This window comes from Bacillus sp. FSL R5-0603 (genome assembly GCF_038050295.1).
GTDB classification, from domain to species: Bacteria; Bacillota; Bacilli; order Bacillales; family Bacillaceae; genus Bacillus; species Bacillus subtilis.
In genome coordinates this window covers 1,996,737-2,012,613 of the sequence record NZ_JBBOYP010000001.1, presented here as the reverse complement: position 1 = coordinate 2,012,613, position 15,877 = coordinate 1,996,737, and the positions used below count along the sequence as shown (strand labels likewise).

The following is a 15,877-nucleotide window of genomic DNA, read 5'->3' as shown; positions in this document are numbered from 1 at the left end:
ACAAGTTAATCATTCTTCGGAATAAACAATTGGAGGATTACTAATTGGAAAGTGAAAATTTGACTAAATCAGTGTTTGTTTACTCTTTGGATTCATCTGCACTTTATAACGATAAAGAAGAAAAATTAAATCAGATTTACTTCAACCTCACCTTTATAAAAAGTTCTTGCAAAGCTAAAAAAATGGTCAAACTAAAAGACTCAATTTAGCATGACTGGTACACACCTTGAAGAAAAGGTTGTATGGAGTTGACACATTCATTAATTAGTTTTGGCTTTATCGGATATGTATGTATATAGTATCTAATTCCAAATAAAATTCACATTTTAAAGAGTTTTATGTAGAACACATTCATAAAGTCACTCTGTTAATCAAGAGTGGCTTTTTTTCTTTTCCTCTATAACTAGATGATGCATATCTATCCCTGATTTGAGCGAAAAGTACTCAACTTTTCACGCTTACATCACCTTATGTCTTCACTTACTAATCTCATAGGAAATTTGAACTTGAAAAAGATTAAAAGTCATTGTATGATCAAATTAACCCAATATTTCCTTATATTGGGTGTATAGAGAGGGGGGATATGGTAACATAATCAGTTTTTTTGTCGTGGTTCGTCATGTTGGTATTGAAGGTCTTTTCAACACGAAGTGACATAACTTTTTAAGTGTAATACTCATACTTAACAAGAAAGAACGCAGTATATTTTCTTGTGAAAACAAAAAGGAGAGGTTATATTGAAAAAGAAGGTTTTTGCTTCAATGGTGTTGGGAGCTACTTTACTAGTATCATCTTCTGTCGTTTTTGCTAGTTCTTCAGATGAGGCTACACACGGAGAAGTGAACTTGGATGAAACAAGGGATTTAATACAAATCATGAAATTGACCAAAACCAAAGCGGGTGGCGGTACTTGGTATCACGGTTTCGAAGATGATCAAGTTAAATCTAATTACAATCATACTAAAAAGACTCACAAATCAAGTGCGAAGGCTGGCGGAGAAAGGTTCTTTTCATCTAAATGGAAGAAAAAAGATGAAGGGTATACCTACGCTTCAGTGTATGCAACTCTATTTGGAAATAGGGCTTATTGGGATACGAAATAAAACAGACAATAACAAAGTGATTTTTAATCTACTTCCGGTGCCGTCAAAACTTGAATATAAGGCACCGGATTTCTTTTTATGGAGGCTATCCAATGAAGAAAACGATTTATATATTGTTCATTCTATTTTTACTCTCAATGAACATATCCAGCTATCACTATACTCTGAATAAGCAAGTTTTTTATACTTTATTCTCTAATAAACAAACGTTAATTATTAATTACAACAAAGCACAATTTAAAAGTGATGATTTCATTAAGGAAATAGCTGAATTTTCAAAGAAAGAGAAAGTGAATATTACTCAATACAATTTTTTAGACGAGAAGACCTTAAATATCTACGCTTCAAACCTTAAGAATGAACCTTCAATCAAAATAGGAGATAGGTTTATATCTAATTTCAATAAAACAGCAAATGAATCAGATAAAAATTTAATTGGTACTATTGATTTCCCTTTATCAACATGGAAAATCAGATACTTCAATTTAAACCAAATAAACAACGTAGGGTTAGGAAATAGATTTTATATTTCATCCGAGGACGAAGATGTAATTGAACAAGCTAAAAAGCTATTCTCAAACTATGGTGATGTCAGTATTGAAGAAAACATCAGTTTAAATGACTCTGCTGTGTTCAGCACCGCATTGCTCTTGTTAGCTTTGCTTTCCATGCTAATCTTATTTATTGGCATCCTTTATTTCGTAATTAAAAATCGCAAGCAACTTCTCTTACAGAAGCTATGGGGATATTCGAAAACCAAATCACTGTTAACTTTCCCAAAAATGTTTTTAAAACCACTTGTTATGATCATAATTTGCGGCGCCCTTCTCACTGTAATTCTGGCTTTTATATTCAACCTAAACGACTGGTTATCAGTGTACGTTAAAATGTACATGCGAAATGCATTGATTGTGACATTCTCAATGATGGTATACACAATTATTGTTACTTTGATTTTATATAACAACAGCAATATAAGCGCCACGATAAAAGGCGGCATACCATTTAAAAAGTTTCAATGGCTGTCATTGGGTTTTAAGTTAATTATAACAATCCTACTTTTTAATATTTTTGCTTCATCCCTCTCTAATTTGTTCGATTTAAAACAACGGCTAGACAATCAATCTTATTGGAATAAGACACAAACAATTTATAAGACCAGTTTTGCTGATACAGGTTTAAACTACAGTGACTTAAAAATTGATAGACAAAAAAACGAGAAGGTACGAAAGCTTTATCATGAATTAGAAAGACATAAAGATGCGTTTATAATGGATGCTCAAAACTATGGAATACTGAAAATGAATGGGAAAACTCCAGTTTATTTCTATACATTGAATACAACCAAAGAAAATGAAATTTATTCACCATCCGGAAGAAGCGTAACGATTAGTCCTAATTATTTAAAAGTAAACACCATTAAAGGAATTAACGGAAAAACGATTACTGAAAAAAAATTAACCTTCGATCAAAACACATTGAATTTACTTGTTCCAAAAAAATACGCTAAGTATAAAGAAAAAATCCTCAAAGCTTACAAAGATCAATTTTTCTTCGATAAGGTTGAAGTAGACAATATGTATAACAAAGAAATTCAGCAACCATTGAATACGCTGAAAAAAGAGCAGTTGAAGATCAAAATAATATATACTCAAAATAATCAAGAATACTTCACTTACAATAGTATGCTCGGCAACAATAAAAACAATATTGTTGATCCAATTGCAATTGTATTCACTGATAATGTTGATTCATCAGTTATAGGTGCATATGTAACCTCAAGTTTATTCTTTTCTGATGCCTCAAAAGGTATGGCATATGACCACATCATCCCTTATTTAGATAAAACAGATACAAAAGAGCTGATTGGTTCTGCGATATCGGTCTATCAAGAATTAAGCGACCAAATAGCACGAATTCAAAATCAGTTCATCCAGAATCTAATTGGTTTAGCGATAACACTCATATTGTCAGTAGCCTTCCTTATCTCTTATATATGGTCATACTACAGCGCAAATGCTTATCGACTGTACCTTAAAGAGATATTTGGATATTCATACTGGGCTAGAAATAAGAGCTTAATCATATTGTCGACTGTGTCTAACTGTCTGATAGGAATCTGCTTTAGTATTTATTATAAAATCTATGAATTAATAGGCTTGATTGTATTGTTCATTGGAATTGAGATGATTATTCTGTATTTCCTAAGCCTTTATTTGAACAGGAAAAACATGAATAAGATTTTAAAAGGAGACAGATTATGATCGAACTTAAAAGCATATCCAAAAGCTTTGATGGAAAATCAGTTCTTTCTAATTTTTCAATTAACATAGAGGAAAATGAATTCGTTTCTATTGTTGGCAAGAGCGGTTCTGGCAAAACCACTCTTCTAAATATAATCAGCCTCTTAGATTATCCAGATGAAGGTAAAGTTGTGATTTTAGGCTATGAAAATCCTAAATCTAAAGAGGTGATGAAGTTAAGGAGAGAGAATTTAGGATATATCTTTCAAAATTATGTGCTGATGGATAATGAAACTGTATTAACAAATTTATTGCTCTCCACAGCATACGTAAAAGACTTTGACAAAAACAAGCTATCTGAAGCTCTGGAGATGGTAGGCTTAGATAAAAGCTTTTTAAAGAAAAAGGTATACCAGTTGAGCGGTGGTGAGCAACAGCGTGTAGCAATAGCCAGGGTTATTCTAAAACCATGCGATATCATTCTGGCCGATGAACCGACCGGGAACCTTGATGAGTACAACAAGAACATTATTCTTTCTCTTTTCCATCAGTTGAAAGAAATGGGGAAAACAATCATATGTGTAACGCATGATCCAGAAATAGCTAACTGCTCTGATAGAGTAATAAATCTTTCGTAAGGAGTTGTTTTTAATGAAACATATTACTTTTGCAATTTCTACAAGTATCCTGATTATTATTACCGGTATTGTTCACAGGGTTATTTTTAGACTATTTGGATTTCCATTTGATGAAGCGCTTGTCTTCTGGGGCGGGTTTGTAGTTGTTTATTTTGTTTTAGCTTTGATTGCTTCCTTACTCTTTAGAAATGTTGGTTCTAGTAGCAGAAGATATCAAGCGTAACTCAATCTGGTCATTAAACAATAAAATATATCTTATCTTGAATACATCCTAAATATAAAGTATCCTGTATATGTATCATAGGGGTTTAACAGCCACTATAACGCCAGAGAGCTCCCTCACATAGCTCTCTGGTTCTTTTAATTTATAGGCTGTTTTTGCATAAAGACCATCGTGAAGATAAAAATTTTAAAAATGAACTCAAGTAATCTAAGGGAATAAAATAGTGAAGTTGATCCCAAATACGCAAATTTCATACAATAAGTACATACTAATCTGTTTATTAAACTTACGTGTGGAGCTGGGTAAGTAAATGTTCTTAATGGTTTCGGTCATTAAGGGAGTGCAATTATAGGATGAAGAAAAATCTTATGGTAATTAATTAAAAGAACAGGAGACTATGAATGGAATTCTTAATTAGACAAGAACTCACACATGAATATAATACGACTGAAGAAATTGTTAAAAGAGCTTTTTTAAATGAAGAATATAGTGACAAGAAAGAGCATTTACTTGTAAATAGGATTAGAAAATCAGATGCATTCATTCCTGAACTTTCATTGGTCGCATTAAATCAAGATAAAGATATCGTAGGCCATGTCCTTTTATCTAAAATAAAAATCATAGATGGCGATAACACTGTCGATTCTTTAGCACTTGCTCCAGTTTCTGTTGCGCCTGATTATCAGAAAAAAGGAATTGGGAGTAAATTAATTCGTACTGCGTTAAAAAACGCAATAGAGCTTGGTTATCGTTCAGTAATTGTTTTAGGACATAAAGATTATTATCCAAGGTTTGGTTTTAAGCCAGCTAGCTTATGGAATATAAAAGCCCCATTTGAGGTGCCTGATGAAGTGTTTATGGCTCTAGAATTAGCAGATAATTCTCTTGAAGATGTGCAAGGTATCGTTAATTATTCAAAAGCTTTTTTTGAGTAAAAATTAGATGATTGATTAGATATTGTTAAAAAGAGGTTGTCCCGAAAATTTTTTAATCTGTGGATAGCCTCTTTTTGTGTAAAGAGCCCTAAAAATAAAAAAGAAAGCCGCAAAGGGCTTTCAATTAGCGTTCACATGCATAGTTGTCATGATCCCTGTCCATTTTAGATTGGTAAGCAGGGTGGGAGCTAGGCACTCCATTCGGATATTTCTTTCTTAACTCTGTGCAATTTTTAAATGTTTCTGTTTCTCCAGTTGTCTCTGAAGAAGCTTCTTTTTCAGTTGTAGTCGAAGTTTCACTTGATGCCTTTGGAGTAGTAGGCTGTTTAGCTGCCGGTTTAGATGTTGTTGCTTTTTTAACTGCAGTGGTTTTCTCTTTCACACAGCCATTAAATCCTCGGTCGGTCACATATCCATTCTTGCTCCAGATTGAAAGCTTCTCTGATTTTGCTTCCTGCTCGTCTTTCTTAAATTGGTCTATGTATTTGGTGTTTGGCTCATATACATATGCTACTCTAGCCAATCCCTCTTTTAGCAATGTTTCCTGAACAGATTTGCCGTCAACATAAACGTAAGCTAACAGTCTTCCATACTTATCTCTGCGATCGCCTTTGTCAAATTCCAGCTGCAGCTTACCGCTGCTAACCAACTCCTTGTTACGCTTAGATGCATCTTCACCGTACGGTTGAACACAAGAATTTGGTTTCTTCGTCTCGGGTGTGTCTATGAGCAAGTAGCGCACTGTGTCTATATTTCCGTTATAGCTAACTTTAATTGTGTCACCATCAACAGCTCTATCTAGAGTAACATCGACCAATTTCTTTTTGTCTTTTTCCTTAGATTTGTCAGTAGTTTTTTCTTTAGTAGATTCCTTTTGTTCTGTTTTCTTTTCTACATCCCTAGACGCTTGCGGTGTTTCTTTTTCTGTGCTTACTTTTTCAGAATCATTTGAGCTGCAGGCTGCCAACGATAAGCTCAAAGTGAATGCTGCAAAACCTAATAATACTTTCTTCAACTTCATTTCCCCTTTTAGAATGTTTGTTCTCTATTTATATCGGTAAACCATCAATAATTATAATCCTGTATCCAATTATTGTGAATTTAATTTTTCCTTAATATCATCGCATTTCTCTTTAAAACTTCCAGGCGCATGTTAAAATTTTACTGAATTCATAGTCAAAAGGGGAATGTTTTTATGCTTGGAATCAACGTTGAAAAATCAAATGAAAACTTAATTATCAATTGGCAGCTATCCAAAATTGAAATTCCAATCAAAGAAATTAACGATGTATTCCTTGATCCAAACTATGGGGGAGAGGAAAAAAATGCAGTAAGGATTGGGTTTCCTTATGGCTCTACGGATAGGGTAGTGATTAAAACAGCAAATAACACTTATATTTTGTTCACTACTAATGCTGGTTCAATTATGAGTAAAATTGTTAATTCTTAAACATTAAAGATCATTTGCCATGTGTTTCGTGATAATAAAAAGTAATTATATATGGGGTGATTTATTTGACTAATTTTGTTCATAAGACAGTCAACGGTTTGAAAAGTCTCTTAGATGAAAAAGGGGCCATTAAATTATTTTGTTCTGAAGGAAATATCATGGAGTTCCTTGTTACATTTTCAGAGGACAAAGCAACCCTGAATGACATCCAAAGCTTTGAGGCTAAACACCAGCTCACCCTTCCAAAGGATTATCAGAAGTTCATGACACTACATAATGGTGCGAAAATTTTTCAGATTCTTTCTGATGGGGAGAATATAGGTGGGGGACTTTATTTATTTAGCCTTGAAGAGATTGAAGAGGAACTAAAATATGAGGATTTATTTGAAGGTATCAATGGCATCCCAATTGGTCATTTATTAGAAGGTTGTCATTTGATGATCGACAAAGATAAATTGGAGAAGGGGGATCCCAACTATCTTTTTATATTACAATTAGGAGAGTATACACCATTAAATTTAAACTTTGAGATATTTCTAGATCGGTATATAGAATCCAATGGGGCAACTTTTTGGGAATGGCGATACTATACAGCAGAAAATTATTATAGAACACGATAGCACGATGTATAATATGGTTATCTTATTTCTTACAAAGTCTATAGGGGCTTAACAAAGCCCCTTACTTATTAGTCTGGAATTACAAATCCTCTAAGTTCTACTTCATGGTGGTGTTCTTCATTGATTAAATCTTCAGGAATGCTCAAATCGTATTTATGGTTTGTGAAAAAGTAAATGTATAAAAGTTTTCCTTGTTCAATTGATGGAGCTGTATCCTTATCACGCATAATAGCACCCAATTTAAAGCCCATGCTCTTTCCCTGTATTTTTAATTCCTTTGTAAATTGGCTTTCGATTTCGAGAACCTTTAATTTCTGATCGAGAATATTAACACCTTTTTCAATTTCCCTGTATGTGAAATAGTATTTAGACAATGCTTCTGTTTTATATTCAGCAGCATTTCTTTTTTTCAATAAATCTAGGATTTCATTAATCGTTTCTTGCGGCAAATTAAGCTTCATATTCTTATCTCCTTGAGTTTATTTTATGAACATACATATATATCATACAATATTTGTGCTATTCAATTGGAGAAAATTATTAATTATCGAGAAATTTGGTTTTGTTATAAATAACTTAAATGAAAGGTGTATATAATCTTTTGTTAATTTAGTCTTAAAGTCTCGGTTCTTATTGCTTGTTTTTATTGAATCATTTTTAATGTTGGAAGTTCTAAATTTGTTTATGGTAAGATTTAGTTAAAAAAGAGAAGGGGAAAGAAATGAAGGTATTTGAAGCTGATTCACTGCTCTCTGAAGCGGATAAAAGAGCCAAAGAGTACAAGGAACTAAGGTCGCAAATGGTGAAGCTCAAAAAAACGTTTAAAGCTGTAGCTGACCTGGATGACAGCGAGTTTTCCGGTAAGGGTGCAGACAACATTAAAGCGTTTTATCATGATCATGTCGGTGTTACAGATCAATGGATTGACCTTATTGATATGAAGATTGCTTTCTTAAGCAGCGTTTCTGCAAAACTTGAAGATGCCAAGATGTCTGATGCTTACATAGAAGAATCTTTTTTAGAACATGAACTTGTAAATGCATACACAAAATCAAAATCCATTATGTCTGAACAGAAAAAAGCAATGAAAGACATTCTGAATGACATCAATGACATCCTTCCACTTGAAATATTCTCAACAGAAGACTTCAAAGACAAACTTTCTTCTGCAGATGACAAACGTGAAAAAACAATTGATAAGCTAAACAAGCTTGATGAGAATTTGAAAACAGAATATGCTGAAACAGAGCCTAACGAACAATTCATTCAGCAAGATTTTAAAAAGCTGCAGGAATCTACAGGCAAAGGGAAGAACGCCACTCCGATTCACTATAACGCTAAAGCGTACAGAGAAAGTGACATACATAAGAAAAAAGGCGATATTGAGAAGCATTCTGAATCTTATTTAAACGTGAAGAAAGAAGAAGCGAAAGAACGTGAAATAAAGGAATTAAAGAAAAAACTTAATGACGGTGTTTCTGACCCTGATGAGTATTTAGAGATTGCTAAGAAAGTAGGCTATAAGAATCTGGAGCCGTCTCAAGTACAGCTAGCAATGCAAATTGAACAAGCAAAGCAGCTAGAAGAAGCAGGAGAGATCACTTGGGATATTATTAAAGGAGTAAGTGTAGCTGCATATGATGTCGTTAAGGATACGGTAGTTGGTGCCAAAGACTTAGCAGTTGGTACTTGGGAATTTTCACAGCTTTCTGATGAGCAGAAGCTATTAAAAATAACTGGTACCATAATTGAAACACCTACTTATGCTAAAATTATTTGGAAAGACTTATCTGATTCCTGGAATGATAAAATGGTTAATGGTGATGCTTATTCGAGAGCACACTATATAACTTATGCTGTTGGAAGCCTTGTTGGATTAAAAGGTGGAGGCTCTATTCTTAAAGGGTCAAGTAAGTTAGCTACAACTGGAGCAGCCAAGGTCGATAAAGTCTTAGGGGCTGGAGAAAAAGCAGTTACTAATAGCGTAAAGACTGGAATTGATAAAGGAAAAACCTTCATTAATTCTATTTCATTAAATAATAATCATTTGGCGTATGCAGGTATCCTTCAGGATATAAAGAATACTCATAATGTGAAAAACACATCAATATTGAAAGAAGCGATAGACGAGAAGAACAGTGTGCTATATAAATCTGCTGGTAGCGATGATTTTGTAGGAACATTAAAAGGTGAACAGGTTCTTTTAAAAGGTGTTAAAGTTAAGGAAATTAGCTACACAAAGAGAAGTCCAGAAGAAACAGCAAAACTTAGAAGAAAGTTCAACAGTTCTATAAAAAAACAATTTTTAAAAGGTCTATCAAATGACCCCAATAAAGTTAAGAAACTTAAGAAGGCTGGCTTAACAGATAAGGATATTGCCCGAATGAAGGATGGGTTGAATCCAAAAGGATATCAAGTTCACCATAAGCTTCCTTTAGATGACGGTGGCACAAACGACATGGATAACTTGATTTTGATCAAAAATGACCCTTATCATAAAGCAATAACTAATGAGCAAAATTCGTTAACAAAAGGTTTAACACCGGGGGAAACAAAGAAGATTAATTGGCCTATTCCAAATGGTGAGATATATCCAAGTGAGAAATAAGGAGGCAGTATTATGTGGGTAAATTTATTAGAGGAAATTCGAAAAACTGAAGCAAAGTATGGAGATGAATTAAATTCTCCTGTTACAGACCAAGAAATAAGGATCTTTGAAGAAGCAGTATTAGGTAAGTTCCCTGTAAATGAGATTCCTTTAGAATATAAAAAATTCCTTCAAACTGTAAACGGATTAGATTTTAATGGCTTGGTAATCTATGGATTGGATCAAGAATTACTGAGAGAAGAAAATGATGAAGAAGTTTATGGTTTTATTGAAACAAATGAACAGTGGCACGAAAATGATGAGCAGAAAAAATATCTGTTTTTTGGTGACTCAGATACAGCTTGGTATTGTTTAGATGTAATTGAGAATGAATACTTAGAGCTTGATAAACCCTCTGGAACGCTGATGAACAAATTTGATGATTTTAACGCCATGCTAGCTGATGCATTGAAAGTTAGTTTAGACAACTAAACAAAAGTATTGCAATTGTATGAGATGTTGCAAAACTAATCATCCTCAATCTAAATAAAATAATGGTTTTATCCATAAAGCAATAGTATTGCAAATACCATTTTTATATGGTTATAATTAGGGTGATGATACAATTATATAATTATTTTTTGCATTTTGTTTAATGAAATGCATAAAATAAAAAAGGCCAGGGTGCTACCAACACCCCGACTCTGTACAAAAAGCTGCCCACCAAAGGGCTTGCTCGATGTCATTCTAGATAGGCCTAACCCTTCAGGTTTCTAAGCTCAAGGGAGGTCTATTTTTTATTTATATACGTCAACGGGGCAATTATAAATGACCCAAATGCAAGCATTAGCATTAATGCTTGAAATGTTGACATAAGCCTCACCCCCTTTCATTAGGGGATGAGCAAGACTCCCTTGAGTGAGCAAACTAATGTACAGGAAAAATTATACTATGCATAAATGTTCTTGTCGTTATAATTCCACAATGAATTACCAATGTGAAATGAACGTGCTTTAATGCAGGTTCTTCTTTATTTCAAATCCTAAAAAGCTCATCCAACAGTATAAAAATAAGCCAAAAAATCAGCTTTCAATAAAAGCAGAGATTTTGGCCATTAAAATTGGACAAGGAATCTTTTTTTTTATAAATCCTCAATATTAATTATATGATTTTAATAAATAACCTGGTCCTTGAGTTGCTTAATATATTCATCTGCTGCTTCTTTTATTTCAAGGAGTTCCATACTTAATAACACATTAACCTCGTTCTACACCTTCAAAATATGATGTCTCATGACCTGATTCTTCAGCAAATTTTTTTCTGGCTGGGCAATATTAGGAATGATTTGTAAGGGATTTAAAGATTTAAAAGAATATTTTTTATCCCAATTGTCTTGGGGGCAGCCATTGGCTTGTAACTAATTTCGTAAAAGAAGCTCTGCATTTATGCAGGACTTCTGTCGTAAGTTTCATGGTCAGTATCAGGCATTGTTCTTTTCCAGTCTATATCTCTACACTGAAAGTAATGGAATAAAGCACCGAGAAGATTAGCATCATTTCCAAATTTGCATGCTTCTATTAATGGACGTACTTTTGCACCCTGCAATGAATTCATTATGATATCAATTTTTTTATTTATTTGTTTGATAAGATTATCATTGCTGCTGACTGCGCCGCCAATAATAATTTTCTCCGGATCATAAACATACTGGAGGTTGAAAATACCCTTAGCTAAAGATAAATAAAAATCATCGATGGCATTCATGCACTCCCGATCACCTGCTTCAGCTGCTGCAAATACTTGTTTTCCATCTAAATTCGATACATCAATTCCTTTAATTTCTGCAACCCGACGAACGAGAGCACCTATTGCAGCTAATTCACTCCATGTCCGGAAAGAAATATTGTTTATATCGTCAACAGTATCCATGATCATATTGCCGAATTCTCCGCTGTGCAAATTAGCTCCTTTATGAATTTTTCGGTCTATTACAACTGCACCGCCGATTCCAGAACCGATTACTACAAATAAAACATCATTGTTACCTACAGCTGTACCTTTCCAAACCTCACATAATGCCGCACAGTTTGCATCATTTTCGATTTCAACCGGCAAACCGCTTTTGTTTTCAATTATTTCTTTTATATTAGGGCCGTGTATACAAGGGAGGGCACTGGTTCCCCCTATAATGCCGGTGTCGCTATTAACTCCCCCAGGACTGCTGAGAGCAATCCCGGAAATCTGGTACTTATCTTGATTTTTTCTCGTTACTTGTAACAATTCAGAGATGAACTTTTCAAAATCAAGCGGTGAAGAAGGGAATGACCCCCTGGTTAGAAAATCACCATTTTCATTAATAACCGCATATTTAATGGCACTACCGCCTATATCAAAAACCATGTAATTATTCATAAGTATCCTCCTTTTTACAACACAGTTTCTACTTCCTTCAGTACAAATATTTCGGAAGAGAAGTCACCCGGCAACTCCCTTTGCCAATATTCATAAGCGCGGTCTGTGTAGTCCTTAGCTAAAATAATTCCTATATTCATTAATTCATCACCGTAATGATTGCTGCCTCGGTCTTTAATCTGATAAAGTTTCTTAGGGTTTAGGCCTTTTAATTTAATACGATAGTATTTATCGTTAGGTTTTGCGAGGATCTTATAATATCCCACGATTGCTTCTCTTTGATCTTCTGATACAATCATCCAAGACACTTCGTTGGATTCAAAAGGGTTTTGCAGCCGGTAGAACTTTCCGTTACGAATTAGATTGCGTTTTTCTTTAAAGAAGGAAATCTGTTCTTTCACTTTTCTTTTTTCTTCATCATTTAGTTTTGTTACATCAAGTTCGTAGCCAAATGTGCCGAAATAAGCAACATTTGCCCGAGATTCAATCGGTGTCGTCCTGCCGACCTGGTGGTTCGGAACAGCTGAAACGTGGCTTCCTATAGAATTTAATGGATAGACCATAGAAGTCCCATATTGAATTTTTAATCGTTCAACCGCATCTGTATCATCACTAGCCCAAGCTTGAGGAGCATAATATAGCATCCCCGGATCAAAACGAGCTCCTCCTCCTGCACAAGATTCAAACAAAATTTGTGGATGTTTTTGGATTAATCGCTCGTAAAGACTATAGACTCCTAAAATATACCGATGATAAACCTCACCTTGTTGATCTGCAGCCAGGCTCATTGAATAAGCTTCTGTAATATACCGGTTCATATCCCATTTGATGTAGCTTATTTTTGCACCCGTGATAATCTCATCCATTAGCGAGAAGATATGATCGACCACTTCTTCTCTTGTAAAATCCAAAATAAACTGATTTCGCCCATGTGAAGGCGAGCGGCCAGGAGTGGCGATAATCCAATCCGGATGCTCATTTAATAGCTTTGTACCTTTGCATACCATCTCTGGCTCAAACCACAAGCCTAATTTTAACCCTAACACATCTATTTTTTCAGATAAGCCTTTAATGCCAGTTGGCAATTTTTCTTTGTTTGCGAACCAGTCCCCCAGTGAACTTGTATCATCATGTCTTTCTCCAAACCAGCCATCATCCAAAACGAATAACTCAATTCCTAAGTCCTTGGCTGCCTTGGCAATTGTTAAGATTTTTTCTTCATTGAAATTGAAATACGTGGCTTCCCAGTTGTTAATTAAAATAGGGCGGTCTTTATCACGCCAATTTCCCCTAACCAACCTTGTACGGTAAAGCTCATGAAATGTTTGACTCATTCCGTTTAATCCTTGGTCAGAAAACACCATAACACATTCAGGGGTTTGAAAGGATTCTTTTGAATTTAATTTCCACTTAAAACAGAAGGGGTTAATTCCCATCATTACCCGGGTTACACTATATGTGTCTACTTCAACCTGGGCTAAAAAGTTACCACTGTATACCAGGCTGAATCCATATACATCACCGGTGTGTTCAGTGGTATCCGGCCGCTTCAAAGCAAGAAAAGGATTGTGGACATGGCTGCTGGCACCTCTCGTGCTATAGACAGATTGGATTCCTTTTGATATTTTTTGCACTTCCATGTGAGCTTCACGGGCCCAAGCTCCTGCAAGATGAACCATTTCATAGTTGTCGTCTGGGAAATCAACATTCATGCTCATAGCATTATTAAGATAAAATACTTCCTCACCGGTATTGATAAATCTTGAATTGCGGCAAATAACATTTTTATCCGCATAAATGGAATAACTTAAAATTAATTTACTCTTTAAAATATGATCCACTAATGTGATTTCGATGGTTTCCGCTTCACTCTCATTTTCTACATAAGTTGCAGGCAATTGATTGAGTAGGGGCTTTCCTTGAATAATTTCATAGCTTTCAAACTGAAAATTTGTAACATGGCTGCCTGCATCATTTGTTATCATATGGGCGGGATATCGATAGTCTGTAGTTCCGAAACTTGGGTATTCTTGTTTTATGTGTTCTAATGATGAAGTGTGATCGCCTTCAAACATATTGCAAGAAGGTCTTATTTCGCGCTCAATAATATGCTTAAATGACTCCCGGTGTTTTATTTTTTTCCCATAATACAGGTGCTCTAGTTGCTTGCTTTTTTCTAACACCCTAAAAATATAACTAATATTTCGGTTGAAAAGATGAAATTCTTTCGTTTCCTCATTGACCTTAATCGGCATTACTATTCACCACTCCTTACTAATAATAAACCCTTATTTTAGAAAGCACTTACAAAATAATAGAGAAAATAAAAAGAAAGTTGCGAGCGACTTAAATTATAACAAAAATTATCAAAATAAACTATTTATTTTTTAAACGATATAAACTTAAATTGAAACTAATCCATTACTTAACAAACGATCTTATCACAAATCATGTGTCAAATCTTAGTTATTTCTTGATAGCAGGAACAAGTTAGAATTAAATTGACATTTGTAAGCGTTTTCTGTTTTATTTTTGAAAATTTCAAAAAAGTATAGACATTTAATTCTGGTGAATATATAATTATTTTATTAAGTTAGCGATTAACAAATGTTTAAGTTAAGTTAATAATTAAGTTAACTGTTAGTGATTTAATATTTTTAGAAGGGAGTGAAAAACAAAACTGATCTAAAGGGTTTGAAGGTTTTCGAGAATTCCCAGGTTATTTGATAAAGTCATGTGGAGTTCCTTATTAAAAATTAGATAAGGCGGGGTGGAAAATGCATAAATCGAAAACATTTTTGTTCTACATGTTCATCTTACCTTGGTTGATTGGGTTCTTTGTTTTTACAGCGGGGCCCATGGTGTATTCGTTATATATGTCCTTTACTGACTATTCGGGTCTTGGAACAGCAAATTGGGTAGGATTTGAAAATTATCAAAAGATATTTACAGAAGATCCTTTGTTTTGGCAATCATTATGGAATACACTTTTTTATACCGTTTTTGCAGTACCGCTTGGATTGATAGTTGGTTATCTGTTAGCGGTCCTTTTAAACGCAAAGGTAAAGTTTATGGGGTTTTTTAGAACTGTATTCTATTTACCGTCTCTTGTTCCCACTGTTGCCAGCTCTTTATTATGGATCTTGATTTTTCAGCCGGATTTTGGCATTGCGAATGCGATCCTTTCATTTTTTCATCTGCCAACCTCGAATTGGTTGCTGAGTGAGGCAATGGTTAAACCTTCGTTAATAATTATGAGTCTATGGGGAGCAGGTGGAGGAATGGTTATCTACCTGGCCGGCCTTCAAAATGTGCCTGCCTCTCTCTATGAAGCTGCTGAGCTTGATGGAGCAGGGAAGTTATCGAAGTTTTGGAATATAACAATACCTATGACATCAAACGTTATTTTTTTTAATTTAATCATGGGACTCATCGGCGCTTTTCAAATTTTTACACAAGCGTATGTCGTAAGCAGTGGAAACGGTGGACCAAATTATAAATCTCTATTTTATGTTTTCTACTTGTATCAAGATGCATTCAAGTTTTTTAAGATGGGGTATGCATCCGCTCTTGCTTGGATTCTATTTCTCATCATTTTAGTTTTCACACTGATTCAATTTAAGGTATTTGGAAAAAAAGTCTACTATGAATATGACGAATAAGTGA

General features: G+C 34.4%; 15 protein-coding genes. 10 read left to right on the top strand and 5 right to left on the bottom strand.

What is annotated here, in order from left to right:
- Positions 1–737 precede the first annotated feature (737 nt).
- From NYE56_RS09980 to NYE56_RS09960, 5 genes are all read left to right on the top strand, one after another.
- The gene (locus NYE56_RS09980; RefSeq protein WP_051922666.1) at positions 738–1,103 is read left to right on the top strand and encodes a lactococcin 972 family bacteriocin; all 366 of its coding nucleotides are present in this window, start codon (positions 738–740) and stop codon (positions 1,101–1,103) included.
- Between the two features lie 92 nt (positions 1,104–1,195).
- A complete protein-coding gene (locus NYE56_RS09975; protein ID WP_341283805.1) occupies positions 1,196–3,367 on the top strand; it encodes a DUF1430 domain-containing protein in 2,172 nt (723 codons plus the stop codon).
- Complete coding sequence (locus tag NYE56_RS09970; RefSeq protein ID WP_268555353.1) at positions 3,364–3,984, top strand: ATP-binding cassette domain-containing protein; 621 nt, start codon at positions 3,364–3,366, stop codon at positions 3,982–3,984. Before NYE56_RS09975 ends, NYE56_RS09970 begins: the two co-directional genes overlap by 4 nt.
- 13 nt (positions 3,985–3,997) lie before the next feature.
- Positions 3,998–4,207, top strand: coding sequence for a bacteriocin-like WGxF protein (locus tag NYE56_RS09965; protein ID WP_040082925.1), 210 nt, complete (start codon positions 3,998–4,000; stop codon positions 4,205–4,207).
- A gap of 401 nt (positions 4,208–4,608) precedes the next feature.
- A complete protein-coding gene (locus NYE56_RS09960; RefSeq protein ID WP_003230849.1) occupies positions 4,609–5,142 on the top strand; it encodes a GNAT family N-acetyltransferase in 534 nt (177 codons plus the stop codon).
- A 124-nt stretch (positions 5,143–5,266) separates the two neighbouring features.
- On the opposite strand, the gene yokF is transcribed toward NYE56_RS09960, so the two are convergent.
- Positions 5,267–6,157 carry an endonuclease YokF gene (gene yokF / locus NYE56_RS09955; RefSeq protein WP_341283804.1) on the bottom strand — a complete coding sequence of 297 codons (891 nt, stop codon included), beginning with the start codon at positions 6,155–6,157 and terminating at the stop codon, positions 5,267–5,269.
- Positions 6,158–6,337: 180 nt separating this feature from the next.
- On the opposite strand from yokF, the gene NYE56_RS09950 reads away from it, so the two are divergent.
- Positions 6,338–6,592 (top strand): SunI/YnzG family protein, encoded by a 255-nt coding sequence (locus NYE56_RS09950; RefSeq protein ID WP_332276145.1) that lies wholly within the window; start codon positions 6,338–6,340, stop codon positions 6,590–6,592.
- Positions 6,593–6,657: 65 nt separating this feature from the next.
- Positions 6,658–7,212, top strand: coding sequence for an SMI1/KNR4 family protein (locus NYE56_RS09945; RefSeq protein WP_341283803.1), 555 nt, complete (start codon positions 6,658–6,660; stop codon positions 7,210–7,212).
- Positions 7,213–7,280: 68 nt separating this feature from the next.
- On the opposite strand, the gene NYE56_RS09940 is transcribed toward NYE56_RS09945, so the two are convergent.
- A complete protein-coding gene (locus NYE56_RS09940; protein ID WP_071579406.1) occupies positions 7,281–7,673 on the bottom strand; it encodes a hypothetical protein in 393 nt (130 codons plus the stop codon).
- Between the two features lie 260 nt (positions 7,674–7,933).
- Here NYE56_RS09940 and NYE56_RS09935 point away from each other — a divergent pair, with 260 nt between their 5' ends.
- Entirely contained in the window at positions 7,934–9,820 is a 1,887-nt protein-coding gene (locus tag NYE56_RS09935) for a T7SS effector LXG polymorphic toxin (protein WP_341283802.1), read from the top strand.
- Between the two features lie 12 nt (positions 9,821–9,832).
- On the top strand, positions 9,833–10,291 hold the full coding sequence (locus NYE56_RS09930) for a YrhA family protein (protein WP_332276148.1): 459 nt from the start codon (positions 9,833–9,835) through the stop codon (positions 10,289–10,291).
- A 298-nt stretch (positions 10,292–10,589) separates the two neighbouring features.
- On the opposite strand, the gene NYE56_RS09925 is transcribed toward NYE56_RS09930, so the two are convergent.
- The 3 genes from NYE56_RS09925 to NYE56_RS09915 form a co-directional block, all read right to left on the bottom strand.
- Positions 10,590–10,673 (bottom strand): putative holin-like toxin, encoded by an 84-nt coding sequence (locus NYE56_RS09925; RefSeq protein ID WP_268424883.1) that lies wholly within the window; start codon positions 10,671–10,673, stop codon positions 10,590–10,592.
- A 569-nt stretch (positions 10,674–11,242) separates the two neighbouring features.
- Positions 11,243–12,211 carry an ROK family protein gene (locus tag NYE56_RS09920; RefSeq protein ID WP_268402618.1) on the bottom strand — a complete coding sequence of 323 codons (969 nt, stop codon included), beginning with the start codon at positions 12,209–12,211 and terminating at the stop codon, positions 11,243–11,245.
- A 14-nt stretch (positions 12,212–12,225) separates the two neighbouring features.
- Entirely contained in the window at positions 12,226–14,466 is a 2,241-nt protein-coding gene (locus tag NYE56_RS09915) for an alpha-galactosidase (protein ID WP_268402619.1), read from the bottom strand.
- Between the two features lie 522 nt (positions 14,467–14,988).
- Between NYE56_RS09915 and NYE56_RS09910 the strand changes: the two genes are divergently transcribed.
- Positions 14,989–15,873, top strand: coding sequence for a carbohydrate ABC transporter permease (locus NYE56_RS09910; RefSeq protein WP_268301100.1), 885 nt, complete (start codon positions 14,989–14,991; stop codon positions 15,871–15,873).
- Positions 15,874–15,877: the final 4 nt, after the last annotated feature.

What these genes read in the sequence shown, in the direction of transcription:
- NYE56_RS09935 (WP_341283802.1), top strand. Translation starts at nt 7,934, where the DNA reads ATGAAGGTATTTGAAGCTGATTCACTGCTCTCTGAAGCGGATAAAAGA.
- NYE56_RS09910 (WP_268301100.1), top strand. Translation starts at nt 14,989, where the DNA reads ATGCATAAATCGAAAACATTTTTGTTCTACATGTTCATCTTACCTTGG.
- NYE56_RS09960 (WP_003230849.1), top strand. Translation starts at nt 4,609, where the DNA reads ATGGAATTCTTAATTAGACAAGAACTCACACATGAATATAATACGACT.
- NYE56_RS09950 (WP_332276145.1), top strand. Translation starts at nt 6,338, where the DNA reads ATGCTTGGAATCAACGTTGAAAAATCAAATGAAAACTTAATTATCAAT.
- NYE56_RS09930 (WP_332276148.1), top strand. Translation starts at nt 9,833, where the DNA reads ATGTGGGTAAATTTATTAGAGGAAATTCGAAAAACTGAAGCAAAGTAT.
- NYE56_RS09970 (WP_268555353.1), top strand. Translation starts at nt 3,364, where the DNA reads ATGATCGAACTTAAAAGCATATCCAAAAGCTTTGATGGAAAATCAGTT.
- NYE56_RS09975 (WP_341283805.1), top strand. Translation starts at nt 1,196, where the DNA reads ATGAAGAAAACGATTTATATATTGTTCATTCTATTTTTACTCTCAATG.
- NYE56_RS09965 (WP_040082925.1), top strand. Translation starts at nt 3,998, where the DNA reads ATGAAACATATTACTTTTGCAATTTCTACAAGTATCCTGATTATTATT.
- NYE56_RS09915 (WP_268402619.1), bottom strand. Translation starts at nt 14,466, where the DNA reads ATGCCGATTAAGGTCAATGAGGAAACGAAAGAATTTCATCTTTTCAAC.
- NYE56_RS09920 (WP_268402618.1), bottom strand. Translation starts at nt 12,211, where the DNA reads ATGAATAATTACATGGTTTTTGATATAGGCGGTAGTGCCATTAAATAT.
- NYE56_RS09940 (WP_071579406.1), bottom strand. Translation starts at nt 7,673, where the DNA reads ATGAAGCTTAATTTGCCGCAAGAAACGATTAATGAAATCCTAGATTTA.
- NYE56_RS09925 (WP_268424883.1), bottom strand. Translation starts at nt 10,673, where the DNA reads ATGTCAACATTTCAAGCATTAATGCTAATGCTTGCATTTGGGTCATTT.